Source organism: Roseomonas sp. KE2513, assembly GCF_016107305.1.
GTDB lineage: Bacteria > Pseudomonadota > Alphaproteobacteria > Acetobacterales > Acetobacteraceae > Roseomonas.
The window spans coordinates 1-22,720 of the sequence record NZ_RCVR01000039.1 but is presented as its reverse complement, the minus strand read 5'-3'; the positions used below and the strand labels follow the sequence as shown (position 1 = coordinate 22,720).

Annotated in this window: 20 protein-coding genes and 2 pseudogenes; 10 read left to right on the top strand and 12 right to left on the bottom strand. The window is 67.4% G+C overall.

Annotated features, from left to right (window positions below):
• Positions 1-22: 22 nt before the first annotated feature.
• From D9599_RS24930 to D9599_RS24915, 4 genes are read left to right on the top strand one after another with little or no spacing between them, the layout of a single operon-like run.
• Complete coding sequence (locus D9599_RS24930; RefSeq protein ID WP_309228708.1) at positions 23-742, top strand: cytochrome c oxidase assembly protein; 720 nt, start codon at positions 23-25, stop codon at positions 740-742.
• Positions 739-1,716 carry a cytochrome c oxidase subunit II gene (gene coxB, locus D9599_RS24925; protein ID WP_198384006.1) on the top strand — a complete coding sequence of 326 codons (978 nt, stop codon included), beginning with the start codon at positions 739-741 and terminating at the stop codon, positions 1,714-1,716. The genes D9599_RS24930 and coxB overlap by 4 nt, the downstream gene beginning before the upstream one ends.
• A complete protein-coding gene (locus tag D9599_RS24920; protein ID WP_232480875.1) occupies positions 1,713-4,223 on the top strand; it encodes a cbb3-type cytochrome c oxidase subunit I in 2,511 nt (836 codons plus the stop codon). The genes coxB and D9599_RS24920 overlap by 4 nt, the downstream gene beginning before the upstream one ends.
• Positions 4,223-4,594 carry a hypothetical protein gene (locus D9599_RS24915; protein ID WP_198384005.1) on the top strand — a complete coding sequence of 124 codons (372 nt, stop codon included), beginning with the start codon at positions 4,223-4,225 and terminating at the stop codon, positions 4,592-4,594. The genes D9599_RS24920 and D9599_RS24915 overlap by 1 nt, the downstream gene beginning before the upstream one ends.
• Before the next feature lie 112 nt (positions 4,595-4,706).
• Here D9599_RS24915 and D9599_RS32505 read toward each other — a convergent pair whose 3' ends face one another.
• From D9599_RS32505 to D9599_RS24900, 3 genes are read right to left on the bottom strand one after another with little or no spacing between them, the layout of a single operon-like run.
• The gene (locus D9599_RS32505; protein WP_375373071.1) at positions 4,707-5,213 is read right to left on the bottom strand and encodes a c-type cytochrome; all 507 of its coding nucleotides are present in this window, start codon (positions 5,211-5,213) and stop codon (positions 4,707-4,709) included.
• The gene (locus D9599_RS24905) at positions 5,168-5,713 is read right to left on the bottom strand and encodes a PAS domain-containing protein (RefSeq protein WP_198384003.1); all 546 of its coding nucleotides are present in this window, start codon (positions 5,711-5,713) and stop codon (positions 5,168-5,170) included. The genes D9599_RS32505 and D9599_RS24905 overlap by 46 nt, the downstream gene beginning before the upstream one ends.
• A gap of 57 nt (positions 5,714-5,770) precedes the next feature.
• Positions 5,771-6,163, bottom strand: a complete 393-nt coding sequence (locus D9599_RS24900; RefSeq protein WP_198384002.1) for a hypothetical protein — start codon at positions 6,161-6,163, stop codon at positions 5,771-5,773.
• A 393-nt stretch (positions 6,164-6,556) separates the two neighbouring features.
• Here D9599_RS24900 and D9599_RS24895 point away from each other — a divergent pair, with 393 nt between their 5' ends.
• Positions 6,557-8,341, top strand: a complete 1,785-nt coding sequence (locus D9599_RS24895; RefSeq protein WP_198384001.1) for a sensor histidine kinase — start codon at positions 6,557-6,559, stop codon at positions 8,339-8,341.
• Between the two features lie 615 nt (positions 8,342-8,956).
• Positions 8,957-9,589, top strand: coding sequence for a hypothetical protein (locus D9599_RS24890; RefSeq protein ID WP_198384000.1), 633 nt, complete (start codon positions 8,957-8,959; stop codon positions 9,587-9,589).
• Here D9599_RS24890 and D9599_RS32035 read toward each other — a convergent pair.
• Entirely contained in the window at positions 9,508-9,756 is a 249-nt protein-coding gene (locus D9599_RS32035; protein ID WP_255531660.1) for an SDR family oxidoreductase, read from the bottom strand. The two genes, D9599_RS24890 and D9599_RS32035, sit on opposite strands and share 82 nt — an antisense overlap.
• Positions 9,656-10,312, bottom strand: coding sequence for an SDR family NAD(P)-dependent oxidoreductase (locus D9599_RS24885; protein WP_255531659.1), 657 nt, complete (start codon positions 10,310-10,312; stop codon positions 9,656-9,658). Before D9599_RS24885 ends, D9599_RS32035 begins: the two co-directional genes overlap by 101 nt.
• A 146-nt stretch (positions 10,313-10,458) precedes the next feature.
• Here D9599_RS24885 and D9599_RS24880 point away from each other — a divergent pair, with 146 nt between their 5' ends.
• The 3 genes from D9599_RS24880 to D9599_RS24865 all read left to right on the top strand — a co-directional run bounded on the left by D9599_RS24880 (position 10,459) and on the right by D9599_RS24865 (position 13,478).
• On the top strand, positions 10,459-11,346 hold the full coding sequence (locus tag D9599_RS24880; protein ID WP_198383999.1) for a LysR family transcriptional regulator: 888 nt from the start codon (positions 10,459-10,461) through the stop codon (positions 11,344-11,346).
• A 219-nt stretch (positions 11,347-11,565) separates the two neighbouring features.
• Positions 11,566-12,579, top strand: coding sequence for a polysaccharide deacetylase family protein (locus D9599_RS24875; RefSeq protein ID WP_198383998.1), 1,014 nt, complete (start codon positions 11,566-11,568; stop codon positions 12,577-12,579).
• A 413-nt stretch (positions 12,580-12,992) separates the two neighbouring features.
• Positions 12,993-13,478: a cupin domain-containing protein gene (locus tag D9599_RS24865; protein ID WP_198383996.1), complete on the top strand. Its 486-nt coding sequence runs from the start codon at positions 12,993-12,995 to the stop codon at positions 13,476-13,478.
• A gap of 516 nt (positions 13,479-13,994) precedes the next feature.
• Here the strand turns inward: D9599_RS24865 and D9599_RS24860 are convergent.
• The 6 genes and pseudogenes from D9599_RS24860 to D9599_RS24825 all read right to left on the bottom strand — a co-directional run bounded on the left by D9599_RS24860 (position 13,995) and on the right by D9599_RS24825 (position 20,065).
• The gene (locus tag D9599_RS24860) at positions 13,995-14,960 is read right to left on the bottom strand and encodes a tripartite tricarboxylate transporter substrate binding protein (protein ID WP_198383995.1); all 966 of its coding nucleotides are present in this window, start codon (positions 14,958-14,960) and stop codon (positions 13,995-13,997) included.
• 773 nt (positions 14,961-15,733) lie between these two features.
• Entirely contained in the window at positions 15,734-15,892 is a 159-nt protein-coding gene (locus D9599_RS24855; RefSeq protein ID WP_198383994.1) for a hypothetical protein, read from the bottom strand.
• Complete coding sequence (locus D9599_RS24850; RefSeq protein ID WP_198383993.1) at positions 15,885-16,163, bottom strand: hypothetical protein; 279 nt, start codon at positions 16,161-16,163, stop codon at positions 15,885-15,887. Before D9599_RS24850 ends, D9599_RS24855 begins: the two co-directional genes overlap by 8 nt.
• Positions 16,164-16,412: 249 nt before the next feature.
• Positions 16,413-17,340, bottom strand: a pseudogene (locus D9599_RS24845) (IS3 family transposase); the annotation flags it as partial.
• An 896-nt stretch (positions 17,341-18,236) separates the two neighbouring features.
• Positions 18,237-19,577 (bottom strand): GAF domain-containing protein, encoded by a 1,341-nt coding sequence (locus D9599_RS24830; RefSeq protein WP_198383990.1) that lies wholly within the window; start codon positions 19,575-19,577, stop codon positions 18,237-18,239.
• Positions 19,574-20,065, bottom strand: a complete 492-nt coding sequence (locus D9599_RS24825) for a hypothetical protein (protein WP_198383989.1) — start codon at positions 20,063-20,065, stop codon at positions 19,574-19,576. Before D9599_RS24825 ends, D9599_RS24830 begins: the two co-directional genes overlap by 4 nt.
• 129 nt (positions 20,066-20,194) lie before the next feature.
• On the opposite strand from D9599_RS24825, the gene D9599_RS24820 reads away from it, so the two are divergent.
• Positions 20,195-21,742 (top strand): NAD(P)/FAD-dependent oxidoreductase, encoded by a 1,548-nt coding sequence (locus D9599_RS24820; protein ID WP_198383988.1) that lies wholly within the window; start codon positions 20,195-20,197, stop codon positions 21,740-21,742.
• 173 nt (positions 21,743-21,915) lie between these two features.
• Here D9599_RS24820 and D9599_RS24815 read toward each other — a convergent pair.
• Positions 21,916-22,720: pseudogene (locus D9599_RS24815) on the bottom strand (hypothetical protein); the annotation flags it as partial.

Genomic DNA, 22,720 nt, shown 5'->3' with positions numbered 1-22,720 from the left:
ATCTTCGGAGGGAGGGGCGCGCGTGACCGGAACGGAGCTGATGCCCTTCTGCGGCCTGCCGCCACGGCCGGGCGAACTGGCCTGGAGCCTCGACCCGCTGCTGCTGGCTGCCCTTCTGGCCGGGCTGGTGCCTGGACGGTGGGCGGCGGATCGCCGGGCTTTCCTGACGGGATGGGGCGTGCTCGCGGCAGTGCTGGTCTCGCCGCTCTGCGGCCTAGCAGTGGCGCTGTTCTCGGCGCGGGTGGGGCAGCACCTGCTGGTGGCGCTGGTGGCGGCGCCGCTTCTGGCAGTGGCGTTCCGTGCGCAGGCGGCCTCGGCGGGCAGGATGGCGCTCTCGGCTGCGGCCTTCGCCATCATGATGTGGCTGTGGCACCTGCCCGGGCCTTATGCGCTGACCTTCGTTTCCGATGCCGCCTGGTGGGCCATGCATCTCTCGCTGCTAGGCACGGCCGTGTGGCTGTGGCGGGGCGTCTTGGGGGTGGAGCGGGCCGATGCCGCGCTGCTCTCGGGGCTGGCGACGGCGGCGCAGATGGGAGCGCTGGGCGCCCTCCTGACGATCGCGCCGCGGCCGCTTTTCATGCCGCACGCATTGACCACCCTGCCCTGGGGGCTGACGCCGCTGGAGGATCAGCAGCTCGGCGGGCTGCTGATGTGGGTGCCGGGCGGGGTGGCCTTCGCGGCGCTCGCGCTGCTTGCCCTGTCTCGCGCGCTGCGCGGCACACCGGATCATCGCCCCGCGTGAGGCCGATCGCACTGTTTCTCGCTCTGGGCGCCCTGGCTGGGTGCTCGGGCGCGCAGACTCCGCTCGATCCCTGGGGCATCCAGGCGGACCGGATCGCGACGCTGACGCATGTGCTGTTCTGGGGTGGGGCCGTCGTGTTCCTCATCACCATGGCCGCGCTCGCGCTGGCGATTCTGGCGCCGGCGCGGATGCGGGCGCTGATGGGCTCCCAGCGCTTCCTCATCGGCATGGGGATTGTGTTTCCCGCCACGGTGCTGACGGCGCTGCTGGGCTACTCGCTCGGCGTCTCCCGCGCACTGACGCAGCCGATGTCGGACGCGCCGCTGCGGATCGAGATCATCGGGCGGCAATACTGGTGGGAGGTGCGCTACCCCGATCTCGGGGAGGGCGCGGTGACGGCCAATGCACTGCACCTGCCGCTGGGGCGCGAGGTGGAGCTGAACCTCACCTCGGGTGACGTGATCCACAGCGTCTGGGTGCCGAACCTGCACGGCAAGCTGGACATGATCCCCGGACGGGTGAACCGCCAGCGCCTGCGCGCGGACCGGCTCGGCACGCTGCGCGGGCAGTGCACCGAATTCTGCGGGCAGCAGCACAGCCTGATGGCCTTCGATGTCGTCGTGCAGGAACCGCAGGAGTTCGACGCCTGGGTCGCCCGCCAGCGCGCCCCGGTGCCCGAGCCGGAGACGGAGGAGCACCGGCGCGGCATGCAGGTGTTCGGCGAGGCCGGCTGCGGCGCCTGCCACGCCGTGCGCGGTACTTCCTGGGCCGCGCGCATCGCGCCCGACCTGTCGCGGGTGGGGTCTCGCGCCACACTTGCCGCCGGGGCGCTTCCGAACACCCATGGAAACCTGGCGGGTTGGATCGCGGCGCCGCAGGACATCAAGCCTGGGAACGCCATGCCCGCCTATGCCCGAGCCCTGGAGGGTTCCGACCTGCTTGCTCTTGCCTCCTGGCTGGGATCGCTGCGTTGAGCGGCCTGCCGAATTCGCTGCCGCGCCCGCCTGAGGAACTGGGGCGGCTGCAGCATGCCTGGGCCTTTCCCCGCGGCTTCCGCGTGGTCACCGAGATTAACAACAACCTCATCGGCCCGCTCTTCCTCGGCACCGCCTTGATGTTCCTTCTACTGGCCGGTCTGCTGGGCGTGGTGATCCGGCTGCAGCTCGCCTTTCCCGGCCTCACCATTCTCAGTCCCGATACCTACAACCAGGTTTTCACCACCCATGGCGTGGTGATGATGTTTCTCTTCGCCGTGCCCGTGGTGGAAGCGGTGGGGATCACGCTGCTGCCGGCGATGCTTGGCGCGCGGGAGATGCCGACGCCACGGCTGGGCGCCTATGCCTACTGGATCTATCTGATCGGCGGCACCGCCTTCTTCGCTTCGCTGTTCTTCGGTGCGGCGCCGGATGGCGGGTGGTTCATGTACCCGCCGCTGACGGGTAAGGCCTATTCGCCCGGCGTGAACACCGACATGTACCTGCTGGGCATCGGCTTCATCGAGATCTCGGCCATCGCCGGCGCGATCGAGCTGATCGTTGGCATCCTGCGCTGCCGCGCCCCGGGGATGACGCTGGGGCGGATGCCGATCTTCGCCTGGGCGATGCTGGTCTTCGCGGGGATGGTGGTGTTCGCCTTCCCCGCCGTCATCATCGCTTCCACTCTGCTGGAGATGGAGAGGGCGTTCAACTGGCCCTTCTTCCTCCCGGAGCGCGGCGGCGACCCGATGCTTTGGCAGCACCTGTTCTGGTTCTTCGGGCATCCCGAGGTTTACATCATCTTCCTGCCGGCGGCCGGGATGGTCTCGATGATCGTGCCGACGATGGCGCGCGCGCCGCTGGTCGGGCATTCGTTGGTCGTGCTGGCTTTGGTGGGAACAGCCTTCCTCTCCTTCGGGCTCTGGGTTCACCACATGTACGCCACGGGGATTCCGGGGCTGAGCCTGGCTTTCTTCGCCTCGGCGGGCTTCGCGGTCTCCGTTCCCTCGGGCGTGCAGGTGTTTGCCTGGATTGCCACCTTCGCCTCCGGACAGCGCGTGCGGATCGCGACGCCGACGCTCTTCGTGCTCGGCTTCCTGTTCATCTTTACGCTGGGCGGACTGACAGGGGTGATGGTCTCCGTCACGCCTTTCGACTGGCAGGCGCACGATACCTATTTCATCGTCGCGCACCTGCATTACGTGCTGATCGGCGGGATGGTGTTCCCTGTGCTCGCCGCGCTCTACTACTGGGCGCCCTGCATCGGTACGCCGCTGTCGGAGCGGCTGGGGCGATGGGTGTTCTGGCTCACCTTCCTCGGCGTGAACCTGACCTTCTTCCCTATGCACATGTCGGGTTTCCTCGGCATGCCCCGGCGCATCTACACCTATCCGGCGGGGATCGGACTCGAGATCTGGAACATGATCTCGACGATCGGGGCGCTGGTCGTGCTGGCGGGCGGCGTCGTGCTGTTCGTGGACCTCGTGCGGAATTTCCGGACCACGGACAGCAGCGGCAATGCTTGGAATGCCGGCACGTTGGAATGGCTGCCTAACGAGGATTACGGCCCGCGCAGCATCCCCGCCGTGGACGGCCGCTATCCGCTCTGGCGCCATCCGGGCCTGGCCGAGGAGGTGGCAGCGGGCAGGCATTACCTGCCCGGCACAATCACCGGGCTGCGCGAGGGGCTGGTGGTGAGCCCCGCCGAGGGCACGCCGCAATATGTTGCTGTCCTGCCTGGACCGTCCTGGGCGCATCTCGTCGCCGCCATCGGCACGGCGGGCTTTTTCCTGGTCCTGACGGTGGAGTGGCTGGTACCTGCGGCCGCATTCGCCGTGCTGGCACTGGGCGGCTTCCTGCGCTGGCTCTGGATGGGGACGGATCTCGGGCCGATCGGTTGCGGACGCGGCGACATTGGCGGCGGGATCGTCCTGCCCACCTACGTCACTGGCCCGCTCTCCACCTCCTGGTGGGCGATGAACGTGCTGATGCTGGTGATGGGGTCTTGCTACGCCTGCCTCATCGGCAGCTACCTGTTCCTCTGGCTAGTTAACGGAGACGGGATGTGGCCGCCCGCCGGGGTCGGTCTCCCGCGCATCGAATGGGGGTTCGCTGCCTTCCTTCTCTACCTCCTTGCCGGCGCGGTATTGCCGCTGGCGGGCCGCCTGCTACGGCGGTCCGGCCGACTGCCTTTCTGGACGATGCCGCTCGCGCTGCTGCTTCTGCTGACGGCCTTCGGCGCCGACTTCACGGCGTTACGTGAAGCAGGGTTGCGGCCGGAGAGCCACGCCCATGCCGCCATCTCCTGGGCGATCCTGTTCTGGCAGGGGGTGATCACCGCCGTCGCGGCCCTGATGGCGCTCTACACCCAGGTTCGGTCCTGGGCGGGCATGATCGACGGGACGCGGCGGCTGACCTTCGACAACACGATGCTATTCTGGCTCTACGCTGCCGGGCAGGGAGGGGTGGGGCTGGTGCTGCTGCACGGCTTTCCACGGCTGCTGTGATGCCGGCCGCTTCTATCGTACGGGCGGTGATGCTGCCTTCGGCAGGTTTCGTGGTCTGGGCAGGACATTTCGGCACAGTCTACGCGGTGCATGCCCATGCCTGCGAGCGCGACATGGCAACCAGCAGCCTGCTCGGCCTGCCTTGGGTGGCGGTGCTGGTGATGGGCGCTACGTGCCTCGCGCTGGTAGTGCTGGCGCTTCTATTCCGTCGGTCCTGGCATGGCACTCGGGTGGGACGGCGTGGAGCCTCCGAAGCCGGAGAGGCGGAGCCGGACTTCACCCGCTGGTTCGGTGCCGCGGCTTGCATCGTGGCAGGTTTCGCAGTGCTGTTCGAGGCGGTGCCAGCCTTGGTGCTGCCAGCCTGCCGCTAGAGCCACGCCGCCCCGCCTGCGCTCACCCTATCTGCTTGTGACTTCTGCTGTGTCGCATTGCCTCGATGGCAGGTGATGCCACCTCCGCACTCGGTGGAAGCGGGGTCTGGTCTCAGGCCCGTGGACGGATCCGCGGTTCCCCGCGTGGGCCGGCTCCGTCCGGGCCCAACGGCATTCCGGCCGGCACAGGCGGCAGGCGGGTCACTCCCAGAGTGAAGAGAAAAGCAGCCGTATCGCGCGCCTGCGCTTCTGTCAGGCCGAGATTCGGCATCGCCGTGCCGGGGGATAAGGCCTGAGGGTCGCGCAGCCAGGCGACGAGGGTTTCAGGCCGGTTTGGCAAATGCCCGGCCAAGTAGCCGCGCCGTGCCCACTCCATCAGAGGCGGCCCTGCCCAGGACTGCGCGCCACGTATACCGGGAATCACGTGGCACGCCCCACATCCGCTCGCCTGGGCCACCTCACGCCCGCGCGCCGGGTCGCCGCCCGCAACGCGCAGCGCCGCCGGCTGCGCGTCATCGCAGCCGGCGAGCAGGAGGAGAAGGAACGGGACGGCTCGGATGGGACGCCTCCACGTCAGGCCAGCCGGGCGAACGCCGGGAAATGGGGTGAGTTGCGGCACTCGAAAGGGAGGCGCCTAGCAGCCTGTTGGGTTTGGGTCTGCTGCCAACGGGGCTCGCGCAGGGCCGCCTCCGTCCGCTTGCGTTCCGTGACGTGGGTCGCGGCCCCGAACCATTCGCGGACGGTCCCGTCCGCCTCCAGAAGCGGGACAGCGCGGGAATGTGTCCAGCCAAGGGTGCTGTCCGCACGGCGGACGCGGTGCTCGAGGTCGAAGACGGACTTGTTCCGGATGGCGTCGGCGATGGCCGCCCACCCCCCCGGTCGGTCTTCCGGAGGGATGTAGGTGTCCGGCCAGGATCCGGTCGGCCGCTCGGTGTCGGTGAGGAAGCCGCGCCCGTCGAGGCGCCGCAGCTCCGTCCAATCCGGGCTCATGCTGTAGGTCGCGTAGGAGCTCGCGGTGACGAGGGCACGGTGCCGCTCCTCGCTCTCCCGCAGGGCGGCGGCGACCGCCTCGCGCTCTCGGTGGGCGAGAACGCGGCCGGTGGTTTCGAAGACGGTCACGAGAATGCCGGTGATGCCTCCATCCCGGTCGCGGAGCGGGGTGTAGGAGAGCGTGAATCAAGCGTCCTTGAGGGTGCCGGAGCGGGTGATGGGGTAGAGCGCGTCCTCGAAGGTGAGGATCTCGCCCTCGTGGACCCGATCGTAGATCGGGGCGTTGATGTGCCAGACCTCGGGCCAGCACTCGCGCGTGGGCTGACCGAGGCCGGCGGGGTGCTTGCCTCCCATCAGGTCGCGGTAGCCGTCGTTGTAGATCTGGATCAGGTTCTCGCCCCAGAGGACGACGGCGGGAGAGCCGTTCGCGGGGGTGAGGTCCACGAGCGCGCGGAGCGCCTCGGGCCAGGCCGCGGCAGGGCCGAGCGGGGTCGCAGCCCAGTCGTGCGTGCGGACCCGGCGGGCCATCTCACCTTCGCCGGTCGGCCAGGTCGCGGGGAGTGGGTCGGGCTGGGACATGCGGCATCATAACGCAACCGCGGCATGAACGATGGCGCCGGCCGGCCCATCGGCCGCGCGACGTCGCCTCTTACCGGTCGTTGACAGAGCGACGGAGGATGTCCGGGATCATGCGACACGCGCTCCACAGCGGCCGTTCCGCTTTCGCCCAAACCGTTGCCTTCTGGTTTGCGCTCATGGCGGTCGTTTAGGGCGGCGACCTGCATCCCGGAAGAGGGCATGGCGGTCCGGACCTCGACAGTCATCTGGCAAGCCAAGCAGCAACCGGGCGGGGCGCTCAGTGGGCGGGTGCTGGCGCAAAACTTTGTCCACGCTGCCGCTCCGACCGCGTTAAAGTAGGCCATGGCCGATCCCCCTCCAGCCGCGGCCGCATGGCTTCAGAGCAACAGCGCCATGGCCCGGCGCGTCCGCATGCACGACTGGGGAGCCACCTCGCTCGGCGTGGTCGAGAGCTGGCCTGCCGAGCTGCGGACCACGGCGGCCCTTGTGCTCGAGACCACTCAACCTGCCGTCCTTACTTGGGGTCCGGACCTCACCATCCTCTACAACGACGCCTTGGTGCCCCTTCTCGCGGGCGAGGCGGACGCCCTTGGCCGGTCGTTGGCAACGATAAGAGGCGAGCTATGGGACCAGCTCGGCCCAATCGTGCGGCATGTCTACGCCAGCGAGGTGCCCTGTTCTGCCGTTCATCCCATCTCGGTCAGCCCCGTCCGGAGAGCGGACGGAAGGACGGCCGGGGTGTTTGTGATCGTTCCCGCGGCGTTGCCGGCCAAGGCGGCGCTGCGGGAGGTCGCGGATAACGTCCCCGCGCTTATAGGCTACCACGACCGGGACCTCCGCTACGCCTGGGTGAACGAGGGCTTTGCGCGTTTCTTCGGGGTGGCACGCGAGGAGATCATCGGTCGCACGGTCCCACAGCTCGTGGGCGAGCGGGCCTTCGCCCGCCTGCGCCCCTGGATGGAGCGGGCCCTCGCCGGTGAGGCGGTTCACTTCGAGGACCTCGAGCCCGACCGCTTTGGCACAGGCAAGGCGGGGTGGACGGAGGAGCATTACGTGCCCCGGCGCGGTCCGGGCGATGTGGTCGAAGGCTTCTACGTGCTCGCCCTCGACGTCACGGAACGCAAGCGGGCGGAGGCCGCATTGCGCGAGAGTGAGGAGCAGTTGACGGCCGTTTTTGAGAGCGCCTCAGTCGGCCTCTCGGAGGTGAGCCGAGAAGGGCGGTTCCTCAGGGTAAACGAGGAACTTTGCCGCCTACTGGGCCGAACGCGGGAGGAGTTGTTGCAACTCGGCGTACCCGACGTGACCCACCCAGAGGACTTAGCGCCGAGCCTGCAGGCAGTAGCCAGGAGCCTTGAGGCGGACGCGGCGGCAACACTCGACAAGCGCTATCATCGGCCCGACGGAACTCTCGTCTGGGCCCAGAGCAGCATCAATCGCCTCCGGTGTGGTCACGGAACGCCGGATCGTCTTCTGGTCGTCACCGCTGATCTCACGGCGCGACGCGAAGCCGAGGCCGCGCTGCGCGAGAGCGAGGCCGGGTTGCGCGAGAGGGAGGGGCAGCTGCGGGTGGTGCTCGCCGAGTTGCAGCACCGGACGCGAAACCTCCTCGGCGTGGTGCGGGCGATCGCATCGAGGACACTCGCGGACTGCGAGGCGTTCAAGGAATTTGAGGCCCGCCTCGCCGCGATCGGGCGGGTGCAAGGCTTCCTCGCCCAGAGCGGTTCATGGTCCGCCTCACTGCACGACGTCATCAAGGCTGAGTTGCAAGCCGCCGGCGACGGAAACGGACGCGCGTCCCTCGATGGTCCGGCGGTCGGGCTTCCAGGGGAAAAGGTGCAGCCGGTGGCACTCGCTCTGCACGAGCTGGCAACCAATGCCCTGAAGCACGGAGCCCTTTCGCGGCCAGAGGGGCGCCTTTCCATCACCTGGAGGCTACAGGGAGAGGGAGAGGGGCGCCGCCTGCTTCTCGACTGGATCGAGACGGGTGTACCCATGCCGGACGGGGGAACACCGTCGTACCAAGGCTTCGGCCGCCAGCTGATCGAGCAGGCTCTTCCGTACCAACTAAAGGCTGAGACGCAACTCATGTTCGGGACAGACGGGGTATGCTGCCACATCGCCCTGCCCCTGGCCGAGCGCCAGGAAACATCACGAGACGCGGCAAAGCTGTGGACCTGAGCGGGCGCGATCGTGACCGGGCTCTTCGTCAGTATGGCAGAGGGCTTAGCTGCGGTGCGCACGGGCTCGGCACTGTGACCCGGCTGGAGAAGCCCGTCACGGTGCGTGACGCCACCCACCACGTGATCCGGCAAGAAGCACCGCAGTCCTATAACACGGACTTCTGATACGCCGCTCCACCTCGCCGCGCGGCGCTGCACCCTATTGCCAGCTTCTCGCGAGAGGCAGCTCGCAAGCAGCCGTTCCACTTTCGGCCAGCTTCGCCCGTCGGCTCAGCGCCCATCCCGAACCTCTAGGTGGCTCATCAGACAACCGCAAAGCGGACATGAGCCTCTGGCCGCCAATAGGTCGGATCGAGTGAATTCCAGGCCTTCAAGACGGTCAGCCGTTTGCCCTCGTGTGGGCCGCAAGGGCAGTAGAGTCTCGACTGCGGAGGCTGAAGGCAGAGGCGCAAGGCATCGGCAGCCTCTAACGAAGTAGCTTGTATCGCAAAAGCAGGGTAACACCCTGGTTACACCCGGCTACTTAGCGGTGATGCCAGCCCACCACAGCCTCCATGTCGCCTTGACGGCCGAGCTATAGTTTCACGCCACCTTGTGGAAGGCGGTTGAGCAGGTGACCACCCTCGGCGAGGCCGTGCCCTACGAGAAGCAATACCTCCGCAAGAACGGCTCGCGCTGGTGGGGCCTCTTCACGCCACGCCGGGTCGGGGTTGAGGTGGTCGAGTTCGTCCTCGATGTCACAAGCCGCAAGAAGGCCGAGCAGGCCGTGCGCGGGAGCGAGGAGTGCTTCTGGGCGCTGGTGGCCGCCACTGCCGCCACGGTCTGGACCACAGACGCTGAGGGCTTGGCGCGCGAGGACTCCGCAAGTTGGCGCACCTTCACCGGCCAAACGTTCGAGGAGTGGCTGGGCACCATTTGGGCCGACGTCGTCCACCCGGACGACCGTTCCCGCGTGGTTGACGGGTGGGCCGGCACGGTCACAGGGGGCACGGCGAAGGGCGCGCCAGCGTGGCGCATGCTCGACGACGCGCCCCCTTCCCCGCCCCGGCCGCCCACCACGCGCCGCCTCTCGCGCCCGCCGCGGCTGAGAGCCTCGTGCTGCACACCCGCCTGCTGGGCGATGTGCGGGTACCCGGGCAGCTCTGAGCAGGCCCCGCAACGCAATCAGGCGATCGAGCGGACCACGCCACCATCGACACGCAGCGCGGTGCCGCTGGTCGCGGAGGCCTGCTGCGAGCAGACATAGACGACCATGTTGGCGATCTCCTCCGTGGTTGAGAAGCGGCCGAGCAACGACGTCGGGCGGTTCTGTTCAAGGAATCCTTTCTCCACCTGCTCGACGCTCTGCCCAGTCTGCTGCGCGATGCCCTCCAGCATGGCGCCGAACCCTTCCGAGCGCGTCGGGCCTGGCAGGACGGCGTTGACGGTGACGCCGGTCTTCGCCGCCAGTTCGGCGACACCGCGCGAGACCGCGCGAGACCGCGAGCACGGCAGCCTTGGTCATCCCGTAATCAATCATTTCCTTCGGGGGGTTCAGCGCGGATTCGCTGCTGATGAAGACGATCCTTCCCCAGCCGCGCTCGATCATGCCCGGAAGATAATGTTTCGTTAGCCGTACGCCACTCAGAACGTTGAGCTGGTACATGAACAGCCAGTCCTCATCACTGAGATCGTCAAATGACTTGAATAACGTGGCGCCCACGCTGTTGACGAGGATGTCGGCCTCGCTGGCTTCGGCGGCGAGCTTGGCAGCGCCTTCGGCCGTACTCAGGTCGGATGCGATGCCAGACAGGATCGCTGCGGGAGCAACCTTGCGGATTGCCGCGATGGCGCTCTGGACGCGCTCGTCATTGCGACCGTTCACGACAACTTCTGCGCCGGCGCGAGCCAAGCCGGCAGCGATGGCGAGACCGATGCCGGCGGTGGAACCACTGACAACGGCGCGCTTACCGGTCAGGTCGATGTTCATGGGACCGATTCCTATGCTTGATGCTGATGGGCAGCAGATGAGCGATCGCAGCGGTCCACATAAGTCGCGCCAATGTCCTCGCTTTCGTTCCCGAAATTCGCCAATCTGATGTTGAAAGGTTTGGATAAGGCATGGGATTAGACCGGTTGGGCAGCATCGCCGCCTTTGTGAAGGTCGCCGAGCAGGGCAGCTTCGCCGCGGCTGGTCGGGCGTTGCGGATTTCGCCATCAGCTGTCAGCAAGAGCGTCTTACGGCTGGAAGATCGACTGGGCGTGCGCCTTTTCCAGCGAACGACCCGCTCGCTCGCGCTGACTGAGGACGGCAAAACATTCCTAGCGCGGTGCAGCACGATTTTGGCTGACCTGGAACAGGCTGAACGTGAGATGCGCGAGCGTGCCGCCAAGCCTAGCGGCTTACTAAGGATCGAAATGCCGACTGCGCTTGGGCGTCTGAAGATTGTGCCTGAGCTGAGCCGACTGACGGCGCGCTATCCGCAACTGCGGATCACGGCTACATTCGCTGATACGTTGACCGACCCTATCGTCGCTGGGCTTGATGCCGTCGTGCGCATCGGTTTTCCGCGCGATGAAAGGATGATGATTAGGCGGGTCGGCACCGTGCGCTATATCGTCTGTGCTACGCCCGCCTACATCGCCGCTCATGGAGCGCCGCATAGCCTCGAAGACTTGGACCGGTTCAATTGCATCCAACGTTTGCCGCCAGGTGGCGATTGTGTCGTATCCTGGTGGTTCCGCAGTGCAGAGAGCGGCAAGGCCTTTCAGCGGCCGGTGGCCGGAACGATGACCTTCAATAACAATGACGCCGTGGTCGAGGCTGGGCTGGCTGGAGTCGGCCTAGTCCAGCTTCACACTTACATGGCTGAGCCGCATCTGACGTCGGGCGCACTGGTCCAGGTGCTGAAGGACTATGCTGTCGATGGGCCGCCCATCTCCGTCCTGTTTCCGTCGGCCAGGCAGCTTTCACCCAAGGTACGAGCTTTCATCGACTTCGTATCCGAAATATTGCCGAGATGAAGCGCGCGCAATGTGACAGTTGTCCTCGCGGGGACGACGGTGCCTAACATGGCGGAAGGCGGCGATCAGATTGCAGACTTGCGGGAACGACTGTCGTGCTATGGGCACCGCTTCTCACCTTTGCTCCGGCGCTTACCTTTTGATGATCACGAGAACGCCGAGCGTGCCTGAGGTCGCTGACGACGGCGTACCAGATCAGATGGGCAAGGAAGCATCAGTATGTTCGACATGGAGAAAATCGAGTTGACGCGTCAGGCGTTCGCCGATCTTGCAGCGACAGGTGCACTCGCGACGGCAGCTCCCGCCGTGGCGTCAGGAGTGGGGGCAGAAGCAGAACGCGTGGCGTTGGCTTCCGATAAGTCAGGTTCCTTCTGGCCCAACGGCGCACGTCTGGCGATCAGCATCTCCTTGATGTTTGAGGGCGGCGGGCAGCCGATCTCGGGCGCAGGCGGCGCGCTGCCGGAACCGATCAAGCCCGGCTTTCCCGATCAGCCGACGAACGCCTTTTTCGACTACGGCGTGAACGAGGGCATCCCCCGCGCGCTCGACTTGTTCGATAAGCACGGCATCAAAGTCACCTCTTTCATGATCAGTGAGGCCATTAAAAAGCACCCTGAGCTGGCGCAGGAACTCGTCCGCCGCGGCCATGAGCCTGGCGCGCATGGTACGACCTGGTCGACCTCCTATGATCTGCCGCGCGAACAGGAGAAGGCGTTCATCAAGGAATCGGTTGAAACCATCGGGCGGATCACCGGCGTACAACCAGTCGGTTGGAACGCTTACTTCATGCGCAACTCGATCCATATCACCGAGACGCTGCAGGAACTCGGGTTCCTATACAGCATCGACGAGCCAAGCCGTGACGAGCCCTTCATCATCTCGGTGCGCGGCCGTGATTTCGCCATGGTACCTTATACACTCCATATGAACGACATGGTGTATCCTTTCCAAAGCTATGATCCGTCTGCCCACGAGCAGGCGCTGCGCGATGAGTTCGACCAACTCTACGCGGAGGCTTCGACCAGGCGTCGGATGATGGTGATCGGCATGCACGACCGGCTCAGTGGCCACGCCAATCGAATTCGTGCCCTCGACCGCTTCTTCGAGTATGCAAAGAGCCACGACGGAGTCTGGTTCGCCAGGAAGGACGAGATTGCCAGGTGGGCGCTTTCGCAGCGTGAGTTTACTCCGGTTGTACGCCGGGGCCCTGCCGCGGAAACGGGTCTGCCATGACCCGCTATCCAGCATTCTGCTACGTCACCAAGCGCGAAGTATCGTGCGACCGAGGTCACTAGGCATCACTCGGTCCCATCAGCCCAGCATTCTCGAGCAGGATCCGGCGACATTCTTACGAGCATGACGCGGCAGCCCGGGCAGACTATTGAGCAGCTGAAGACCGACCTCCTGGAGCAGAACTGTGCGACCTCGCTGCTGGAGCGCTTTTCGATCACCGGGGAGATCGTCAACATGGTCGTCCAGATTTGCTTGCGGCAGCCGTCGGCGACCGCCGGGAGCCCCCTGCGCGTTGATAGCGGCGCCGTACGATCGATCGCTTAATTCCCTAGAGTGGCCGGCACGAGGCTGGCCGCCGACATACGTGAACTCAGCTGCTTCAGCTGAGCTCGCGCTCCTACCGCGAGGAAGATATGGAAGAGCAATCCGAAGACGCCCTGCTCGTACGGGCGACCGGCCGTACGTTCGACATCGCCGGCGCTCACCTCGTCTGGAAGGCCAGAGCCGAGGAGACCGGTGGCAACTTCTGCTTCTTCGAGCAGACGCTATCGCCGGGCGAAGGGGTGCCGCCGCACCGCCACAGCTACACCGAGGTATTCTACGTCCTGGCTGGCACCCTGCGTTTCCGTGATCATGCTGGCCAGACGTTCAGCTGCTCAGTCGGCCAAACGGTGATCGCATCACCGGAAGTGGCGCACAGCTTCTACAACGATGGCCCGGAACTCGTCCGCCTCCTGAGCATCGCCCCGGCCGCGCACCAGACGTTCTTCGATGCGGTCGAGAAGGCCGATCAGATCGCACCATTCGCCGGCATATCGCCCTTTGAAGCCATGACCAGGGTCGGCATGATCGGCGCTGAAACGGACACACGGTTTGAACAGGCGTCAGATCTGGCCTGATAGCTACAGATGTAGCCGAGGACAGGCTATGGCGAAGAACCGAGCGTTCGTCGATCTATCAAAGCGCGTGGCCAATGCCGAAGGCGCGGCGCCGCCGCAGGTGGCGCTAGCCTGGTTGCTCGCCCAGCTGCCCTGCAGCGTGCCCATTCACGGCACACAAAGCTTCATCAACCTGGAGACGTGCCGGGTTCGTTACTGCCCACGCGGCAGGCCGACTTGCCTGCCTGCGTGGCTGGGGCACCTCAGGAAGCTCCGCCCGCGGGCTCAAGTCGTGTGGTTAGGCGCCGCGATGTAGGGTCGAAGCAGCTGCAGAATTGAGGCTAGTGTCCCGAGACAGCTGCCGCAGATTCGGTGGCACTGGTCCCTTCTCACATTAAACGGCTGATGCAGTCTCTGCGTCGTACATCGGGACGCTTGGTTCCAGTTCTATCCTATTCCGGATTAACGCCTGCTCCCCACACCATGGTCTAGCGATGTCCCAGGAGCGAAGACCCAAGTTGGAAGAAGGTCGAGCCTCTAATCCGGTTTGATATCAGCCTCACGGATCAACTTGCCCCAGACCTCCGTGTCCTCGACCAGCAGGCGGTGCAGCGCGGCCGCGTCGCCCGTTTCGGTAGCGACGCCCTGCGCTGCCATTGCAGCGCGCAGATTGGGGTCCTCGGTTGCGACATGAAGGGCATCTCCAAGCCGCGCGACGACCGGTTCAGGTGTCCCGAGCGGCACGAAGAGGCCTTGCCAGAATACCGCGTCGAACCCCGACAAAGTGTCGGCGACCGGCGGCACATCGGGCAGGAGCGCGAGGCGAGCGGCGGAGGAGACGGCGAGCGGTCGTGTCCTGCCGTCGCGGATCGCAGGAATTGCCTCCAGCGCCGCCTGGAACATCGCCTGTATGCGCCCGGCCTGGAGGTCGATCAGGGCGGGCGCGCCCCCGCGGTAAGGTATGTGCACCACATCGATACCTGCGCGCCTGCGGAACAGCTCAAGGCAGAGGTGGTTGACTGCCCCGGTACCAGAGCTGCCGAAGTTTACTTTGCCCGGGTTTGCCTTCGCATAGGCGATGAACTCTGCCGTCGTCTGCGCCGGCACCGCGGGATGGACGTGCAACACGAAGGCGCTACGATAGGCCATTCCAACTGGTAAGAGCTCCTTCAGGGGCTCACGCGGCGTCAGGCTCGGCTGCAGGGCGGGGTTGATCGCCAGGGAAGAAGCGCCCATCAGCGTGACGTAGCCATCCGGTGCAGCACGCGCGACAGCCGTGGCGGCCACGGAGGTTGCGCCGCCAACCCGGTTCTCAACGACGAGAGGCTGGCCCAACTCCCGCGACATGCGCGCAGCGATCAGCCGCGTGATGACGTCCGTCAGTCCTCCTGGCGCGTATCCCGTCACCATGGTCACCGGCCGCGAAGGCCAAGCCTCCTGCGCCCGAACGATGGTGGGGGCGGCGAGTAGAAGAGACAAAGCGCTGCGGCGGCCGACATGCATGGTTCTTCGTTCCTCCCTTGCTGCCAACAAGATACAGCATCTCGCCCCATCCTCGGAGATCGCCGTGGTGGACCTCGCGCTATGCCGAACAGGCCGCCATGCTTACAGGACCTCACGGCTCTCTCTAATGGATGTCGAGCACTCCGCTATGGGAAAGTTCCAGCCCGGATACAAGGGTGCTGGCTATGGCCGCCCGAGCCTAGAGCTGTTGAATGGGGCTGTCTGAAGGGATTGGCGGAGAGCAGCGCTCGAGGGGAAGGCTCGTGGGGCTCTGATGAAGGAGTTCCTTGATGCGCTGCCAAGCATCGGAGATGCGCCAGAGGTCGGGTGGGGCAGTAGCTAGGTGGCGAGTCCGCCCCCTGCCCTTCCCGCCTCTCCAGCATCGCGAGGGTTGCCCCGAGGAAGGCCACGTACAGCTCTGCTTGGGGTCGTGGGGCTGGCTGGTCACCCTGCCCTCCCGCAAACACCTCTCTCCCGAGCTGCGGCGGCGCGGCGGTGCGGCGGTGCGGCGGTGCGGCGGTGCGGCGAGCCACTCGGCGCCGGCCCGTGCACGGGCAAGCGCGTCCAGCTGCTCAAGAAGACGCCTCGCCTCCTCGTTTGCCTCCTTGGAGGTCCCCGTGCCGACCGGCGCCAGCAGCTGCGCCTTGAGCAGCAGGAGCTGACTTGCCATGATCAGCCAGTCCGCCCGCCGCTCCAGCCGAGCGCCCTGCCGCTGTTCTCTATGGCGCTCACCAGCTGGTCGGTGAGCGTCAGGATGGAGAGCGGGCCGAGGTCTACCCACTGGCGGCGCACCACTCCAGCAGGAAGTCGAGCGGCCCTTCGTAGCCCTCTACCCGAAGGTGCGGGGGGGCGTTGCTCTGGCCGATCTCGAGATCGTCCCTCCCCTGCTCCTCTCCGCCGACGTCCCCGTCCAGGGCGAGCGCCTCAGCCACGACGTGGCCGGGCCCGACTCACCGAGGAGGGATCAGTCTTCTCGCCAGGGCTCGCCTCCGCGGCTGTCCCACCCTGCCCTTCCATCCCGCCGGGCGCGTAGTCAGGCACGAGCACAAAGAGGAGCTCGGGCCAGCTCCGTCGCAGCCGCAGCAGCGCCTGCCAGAGCGACCAGTCGGCCGACCAGAAGCCCACTCTGAAATCGGCCATCTTCTTCCTGCGCCCATCCAGCTTGCCGGGCAGCTCCTCGACATGCCGGAGCAGACGGGTCACGCCCCAGTGCCCGGCGAGCCAGGCCCGGCTCTCCCCCTCCTCTGGCCCGAGCCTGCGGCCACGGCCCGGAACCGCGCCACCTCCTCGCAAGGCCCGCTCACCGCCAGCGTGCTCCGCAGCCAGTCGATGTGGCACCGCTCCGGCCGCCAGGAGGGGTCCGGTGAGTCAGACTAGTCGATGGTGGCCACGGTCTCTTGCCTTGGCATCCTCTGCCGGTGCTCCCAGGACGCGGCCATGCTGACAAAGCCGCTCTACCCCTCGCACGAAGACGGGCGAACTCTCTATGCCGAGGAACGTCAGCTCGCCCTGGAAGGCGTCCGACATGTACTCCGCGATGTCCTTGGCGAAGCCGTCGAAGTGCTGGCGCAGGCCTGCCTGAAGGGTTCCAGCGCCTCAAAGCGGGTGCCGCGCCGGGCGGCATGCAGGCCGACGCACCCGGCGCTGTGGTGGTCGACGGCGACGAATACCGCCGCCTGGCCCTCAGCCGTCCAGGTGCTGGTCATGTCCGTGCCCCACATGGCGTCCACCGTGTCAGGGATGATGGTGCCGTCGTGGTTGCGCGAGCCTCAGGGGCTGCGACCCGAGAGGGGGCGAGCAGGTCGTGCTTGCGCAGCCTTGCCCAGACCTTGCGGTGACCCTCGCCGTGGAAGGGGCTGGCCGCGAGGACAGGCCGGATCGTCTCGACCAACTCCGGATCCGGCATGGACCCGACCGGCCCCGGCTGCCTGGGCGGCTCCGTTCGGGGTGGCAGGCGATGGCGGTAGACCGTGGCACGGGCTGCCCGCCAGACCCGGCATCCTCGCGCCAGGCCATAGGCCCTGCCGCTGCCGGGCGAGCAGGTCAGGCTCATGGCCGTGACCTCCGCCGGACCAAAGGGCGGCCGCCCTCGAGCGCCGCGACCTTGGCCTCCAGCAACTCGCGCTCTAGCAGCATCTCGCCCAGCCTGGCCTTGAGACGTTCGCTCTCCAGCGCCTCGCCATCAGCAGGTCGCGTGGCCAGGCTCGCCTCGCCAGCCGCTCAGGATCGCCGCCGTGACACCTAGCGCCCGCGAGACCGTCCCCAGGTCCTCGCCCCGGAGCAGCCGCAGCACCGCGTCCCGTTTGCGCTGCCGCGACATTCGACCATCCCGGCCAGGACCAGCGGCATCCACCGTCTCTGCCGCTATCGTGCACCCCATCCGCGGATACCGTCCGCTTGCGGGGTGTCCCAATGGAGCGTGGGGCGGAGGAGAGGTGCACCCCTCCTTGCCAGTGCGGTCGGTGCTGGAGCTGATCCGTATACGGGCACCGGAACACCCCAGCACGTCGCGATCGAGCTGCTCTCGCACACGGCCGGGGGTGGCTTGCCCTGGCCCTATACCTGAGATCGGCACAGGCGCTCGCCGCTCTGTTGGAAGGACGCGTGCAGGTGATGTTCGATCCCGCGCCCTCCTCGATGCCGCATGTCCGGGCCGGACGGCTGATCCCACTCGCCACGATGGGTCCGGCACGAGCCGGGGTCTTGCCGGAAACCCTGACGTGGCCGAGGTGCTGCTGGCTATGAGGGCGGCTCCTGGTTCGGCTTGGGCGCTCCGCGGGGCACACTGGAAGAGACGGTGGCGCGCCTGAATGCGGCGGTGAACGAGAGGCTCTCTGACGATGGGGGCCGGGAGGAGCTTGCGCGACTGGGCGGCAGTACCATGCCGAAAAATCCGGCATCCTTTCGTGACTTCGTCGGTTCGGAGACGGCGCGCTATGCCGGGATCATCCGCGATGCAGCAATCAGGCCGGTTAGACCACGAGGCTGGCTTCGAGCGATCAGGTGGCCGCCGATCCGACCTGCTGCGAGGTGGGCCCTCACTGTCCTGCCCGTTCCGGTCGCACGATTCACTTCTCAGCCGTCCAGAAGCTGCTTCCTCCGTCCGCCTTGAGCGCCGAGCCGATGGAGAGGTCTGGCCGATAGCGGCGCGGCAGCCGCCGGAGCAGACAGGATGGGCGTGGACCTTCGCTGCTGGCCGCGAGCTACTCCGCCGCGTGGGAGTGGTCAGCGGGCACGCGGTCAGGGACTGCCTCGGTGTTCTGCCCGCGTCTCCTATCAGCCCGACGAGGCCTTTGAGCTGACGGCCAGATGCCCCTGCACCTCCAGTTGGATGCGGCCGCCCCCCGGGCGCAGAAGACGGATCGGCGCCTGCTTCTCCTCCAGCCGCCGCTGAAGCAGGAGGAGCCTTGTCTCCAGGTTGTCCTTTAGCTCCGGCAGGCGCAGCGCGGCATCGGCGCGGATCTCACGGTTCGTGAAATCCACCCGGCCCTCCACACGGTAGGCATCGAGCATCCACATCAGCAAACGGCCGGGCACCCCCTTCACCAGGTATGCGCGTTCGATGAACACGCTGTCGTCCTGCGCGTGGTGCACCACCCCGATGCGGCGCTCCGTCGCGCGGGGCGCCGCATCCTTTGGGCTGGCGACCGAAGCTTCCGCGGCCTCGGCCTCGGCGAGGGCGATCGCCATCCCGAGTTGCCGCGCTACCAGGGAGAGCGCGATCGCGTCCTCGGCATCAAAGGCCATGCGCCGGGTGCTCTCGAGGAACAGCACGCCCCGCAGATGTCCCTGCACCTCCATCGGCACCGCAACCTGACTCATGGCCGCCGGCAGGTGCGGCAGGGCGACGGACCGCGTTCGTGCCTCGTGCTCCGAGCTGGCCCTGATGGCGGCACCGTAGCGGCGTAGGCGGCTCGCATCGCCCACGCGCAGGACGCGGCACTCTTGCGCGGCAAGGCCGATCAGCCCCTCTCCGAGCGGCACCTCGGCGCCGATCCCGCTCGTCCCATAGCCACGGCTGCCGAGCGCGAGAAGGCAGCCCCGTCCGGGGTCATGCAGCAGCACGAGACTCGCCTCATGCCCGAAGGCCGCCGCCAGTGCGTCCAGCACGGCATCCACGACGCCGGCCAGCTCCGTCGCGCGCGTGAGCGCCCCGGTGACGGCGAGCGCGCGCGCCAGGGCCTGGCCTGGGGTGCGGCCCGGCGCCGCCTCGGCGCGACCGCCACGCACGTGCTGCACGCTCAGAACATCGAAGACGGCCGCGGCGCGCAGCCGCATCACGCTGTCCATGCCGAGCTGCGCGCTTGTCGCGCGCAGATCCGCGGCCATGCGCCCGAAGGTCGGACCGTCCTGAAGGCTGCTGCGATAGAGGATGTCCAGCCGGTATTGCGCGCTGTCTGTCGGATCGACCACCAGCAGCGCGGCCCGGGCATTCGCGCGCAGGTTCGCCGCCGTTTTCGAGAAGAACTGGTTGGAGAGCGCGACCTGCGCCTCGCCCAGCCGTGTGACATGGGAGAGGTAGGAGACGTTCGGGGTGCCGTCCGCGGCGAGGGTGCAAAGGATGGAGGGCACCACGCCCTCGAAGCACGCGTCGAGTGCAGCGAGAGAGAGCGTCATCCGCGGCGCTCCGCGACGAGGCTGCCGGCCCGGGGACCGGGTGTCTGTACGAAGACCTGCTCGGGCCGGATGCGGAGCGCGACGAGATCGCGATCGGAACGCCAGGGTGCCGTGCGCTCCGGCGCCAGTCCGAGCTCCGCCAGTGCCGCCGAGATCCGCGTGGCGTAGCGCATTGCGCAGGCCCGGAGCGCGGGCGTCGGCGGCGCGACGAGGTCCACGCGTCCTTTCACCTGGTATGTCACATAATCGGCGGGCCGGGCGAAGGTGGCCGCGATCCGCCCGTTCATGCGCGCGTTCGCCACCGTCCCGGGCCACTGCCAGGCGGAGACGATCACCTGCAGCGCCGTGCCGTCCTCCTGGACTGCGGCGCCAAGCCCACGTCCGATCTCAGGCATGCCCTCCTCGCCCGTGCCGAGAATGATCATGACCGGTGACTCAAGGAAGGTGGCCAGATCCGTGTCGATCAGGCCGCTCAGGGTGGACCGCATGGTACGGAGGCTAAGGCAGATAGGAAAGTCTTAGGAAGCGCAAGGCGCGTTTAGGAAAGACTTAGGAAGCGGTCCGGCGGCAGCCGCGGCTAGGAATCCGGCAGATCACCACGGCTGAGGAGGGCCGAGATGAACGAGCGGGATTTCATTGTCATGGCACCGCGCGAGGTCGCGGTCATCGGCGCCGGCCCTGCGGGCCTCGCGGCCGGTGCCTGGCTGGCGCGCCAGGGCTTCGCGCCCGTGCTGTTCGAGGCCGCGGAAGATCTCGGCGGCCAGTGGAACGCGGCCTCGCCGATGAGCGGCGTTTGGCCGGGTATGCGCACTAACACGAGCCGCGTTCTGACGGCCTTCGCTGACCTGGATCACCTGCCGGGCACGCCAGTTTTCCCGGCGCAGGAGGAGGTGCTGGAGTACCTGCGCCGCTACGCCGCCCAGGCCGGCCTCCTGCCGCGCATCCGGTTCGGGACCAGTGTCGAGCACCTCGCGCGCGCGCCAGGGGGGCGGGGATGGGCCCTGCGGTCTCGGCGCGGCCGGGAGGAACGCGCCGAGGTCTTTGAGCGCGTCGTGGTCGCCACGGGCCGCTACAACGCGCCGTTGCTGCCCGCCATTCCCGGGCTCGGCAGCTTTGCCGGTGACGGCGGCGTGCTGCACAGCTTCGACTACGCTGGGCCTGCCGGCTACCGAGACCGCTCCGTCGTCGTCGCCGGCTGCTCGATCAGCGCACTCGAGATCGCGTCGGAACTGGCGCTTTTCGGGGCGCGGCGGGTGACGCTGACGCAGCGCCGGCAGCGCTACGTGCTGCAGAAGCTGACTGCGGGCGTGCCCACCGATCACGTCGCCTTCACGCGCTTTGGGGCGCTGGCCGGGACCGTCATGCCGCCTGCGGCCGCCGCGGAGGCGTTGAGGAACTTGGTGCTATCGAGCGCAGGCAACCCGGAGCAGGTCGGCGCGCCACCCCCTGACGCCGACATCTTCGCGGCAGGCCTGACCCAGTCTCAGCACTTCCTCTGCCTCGTCGCAGAGGGGCGCATCCGCATCCGCCCTTGGATCTCCGATGTGGCCGGGCGTGAGCTGCGCTTCGCCGACGGCAGCTCGGAGACGGCGGACGCGCTCCTGCTCGGCACCGGCTATGGCCTTTCGCTGCCGTTCCTCGCACCGGAGATCGCTCAGGCGCTCGGCCTGGATGACCAGCACATCGACCTGCACGACCACACCTTCCACCCGGAACTCGAGGGTCTTGCCTTCCTCGGCCTTTTCGATCAGGTCGGCCCGTTCTTCCCGGTGCTAGAGCTGCAGGCGCGCTGGCTGGCCTATACTTGGTCAGGGTCGGTCGCGGCGCCGGTCGCCGCGGCAATGGCGGCCGGCCTCGCCGCGTGCCGGGCACGCCGTGATGGGCCTCAGGCCGTACCGATGCACGCCATGGCCCTGCTCTTCGCGCGGAACGCGGGCGTGGAGCCGGAGCCGGACCGCTGGCCAGAACTGCGCCGCGCGCTGCTCTTTGGTCCCCTCTCGCCCGCCTCCTTCCGTCTGGTCGGGCCGGACCGGCGCGGCGATGCCACGGCGCGGACAGCGGCGGACGCTGCTGCCTTTGGCTGCATCTCGGCGCCAGGCATGACGGACGAGGAGACAGCGCGTTGGGAGGGTCTCAAGGCGGAGGCGCTCCGGGCAGCGGCGTGAAACCATGCGGATGGGAGGGGGCGCTGGCCTGCTCCCTGCCCGCCATGGTCAAGCGGGCTGAGGAGTCAGAGGTCCGCTTTCAGGCACTTGAGCAGCGGCCCACCGCGTCGGGATTGGGCACGAGGCCGCCCTCAAGGTGCTACGCCGCCTGTGCCTTCGTGTAACTCCGCCCGTCACGCCCGGCGGTAATGGCGGTCACCTCGGCGACCGATCCTTGTCCTCCGGCTCGCCCCAGATGCGCTTAGTCGGGTTGTTGCGCCAGAGGTCGGCCCCAGCCTCGCCGGCGGCGGGCGATCTCCGATCAGGCGTGCCTCGCCTGGGACCAGGCCGGTGAAGTCCACCGTGCCCGTGGCCGAGGCGCGCATGCCCTGCGCTGACCAAGGTGAGAGGTCTGCCCGCTCTTCCGGCCCGAGTGGCGCGAGGACCATAATGGGAGGCGCAGCGAGATCTGAGGCGTTGCGGGCCGTGACGAGGGCGCGGGCGACGTGACCGGCGCCGGAACAAAAGATTTTGCGTCCTTGAAGTGCGCCATCCTTGTTCAGGATCAGCGACGCCTCGCCGGGCGCCTCTGTATTCCAGACCCCGAAGAGGAGCCCGGCATGGGCTTCCTCGGCGGCAAGGCGCAGCGCGGCCGGGGAGCCGCGCCGCTGGACGAGGCGGAGCGCGTTGACGTGCCCTTCGAAGAGCCGCCCGAGAGGAAGGTTCGCGCGACCGATCAGCCGCAGTGCCGTCGCGGTATCGTGGGAGGCGTCGGGTTCCAGGCCCCAGCCCTGGCCGCCCAGCCGTGTGGCCAGCGGCGCGGCGAGGAGCCCCGCCTCGCGGAGTGCAGCCACCGACCCCGCGGGAAAGGCGCCGTCATGATCGACCTCGGCCGCCTCGGCGGTGATGATCGGCACGAGTGCGCGAAGCGCGCCGAGGGAACTCGGCCGCGGCCGGGCCTGAAGGGGTGTTGGTGAGGCGATGGGGACTTCTCCTGAA

Bases quoted from the DNA above. Each gene is read 5' to 3' on its own strand.
- D9599_RS24875 (WP_198383998.1), top strand. From the start codon at position 11,566: ATGTTCGACATGGAGAAAATCGAGTTGACGCGTCAGGCGTTCGCCGAT.
- D9599_RS24900 (WP_198384002.1), bottom strand. From the start codon at position 6,163: ATGTCCCAGCCCGACCCACTCCCCGCGACCTGGCCGACCGGCGAAGGT.
- D9599_RS24820 (WP_198383988.1), top strand. From the start codon at position 20,195: ATGAACGAGCGGGATTTCATTGTCATGGCACCGCGCGAGGTCGCGGTC.
- D9599_RS24860 (WP_198383995.1), bottom strand. From the start codon at position 14,960: ATGCATGTCGGCCGCCGCAGCGCTTTGTCTCTTCTACTCGCCGCCCCC.
- D9599_RS24895 (WP_198384001.1), top strand. From the start codon at position 6,557: ATGGCCCGGCGCGTCCGCATGCACGACTGGGGAGCCACCTCGCTCGGC.
- D9599_RS24865 (WP_198383996.1), top strand. From the start codon at position 12,993: ATGGAAGAGCAATCCGAAGACGCCCTGCTCGTACGGGCGACCGGCCGT.
- D9599_RS24830 (WP_198383990.1), bottom strand. From the start codon at position 19,577: ATGACGCTCTCTCTCGCTGCACTCGACGCGTGCTTCGAGGGCGTGGTG.
- D9599_RS24885 (WP_255531659.1), bottom strand. From the start codon at position 10,312: ATGAACATCGACCTGACCGGTAAGCGCGCCGTTGTCAGTGGTTCCACC.
- D9599_RS24915 (WP_198384005.1), top strand. From the start codon at position 4,223: ATGCCGGCCGCTTCTATCGTACGGGCGGTGATGCTGCCTTCGGCAGGT.
- D9599_RS24825 (WP_198383989.1), bottom strand. From the start codon at position 20,065: ATGCGGTCCACCCTGAGCGGCCTGATCGACACGGATCTGGCCACCTTC.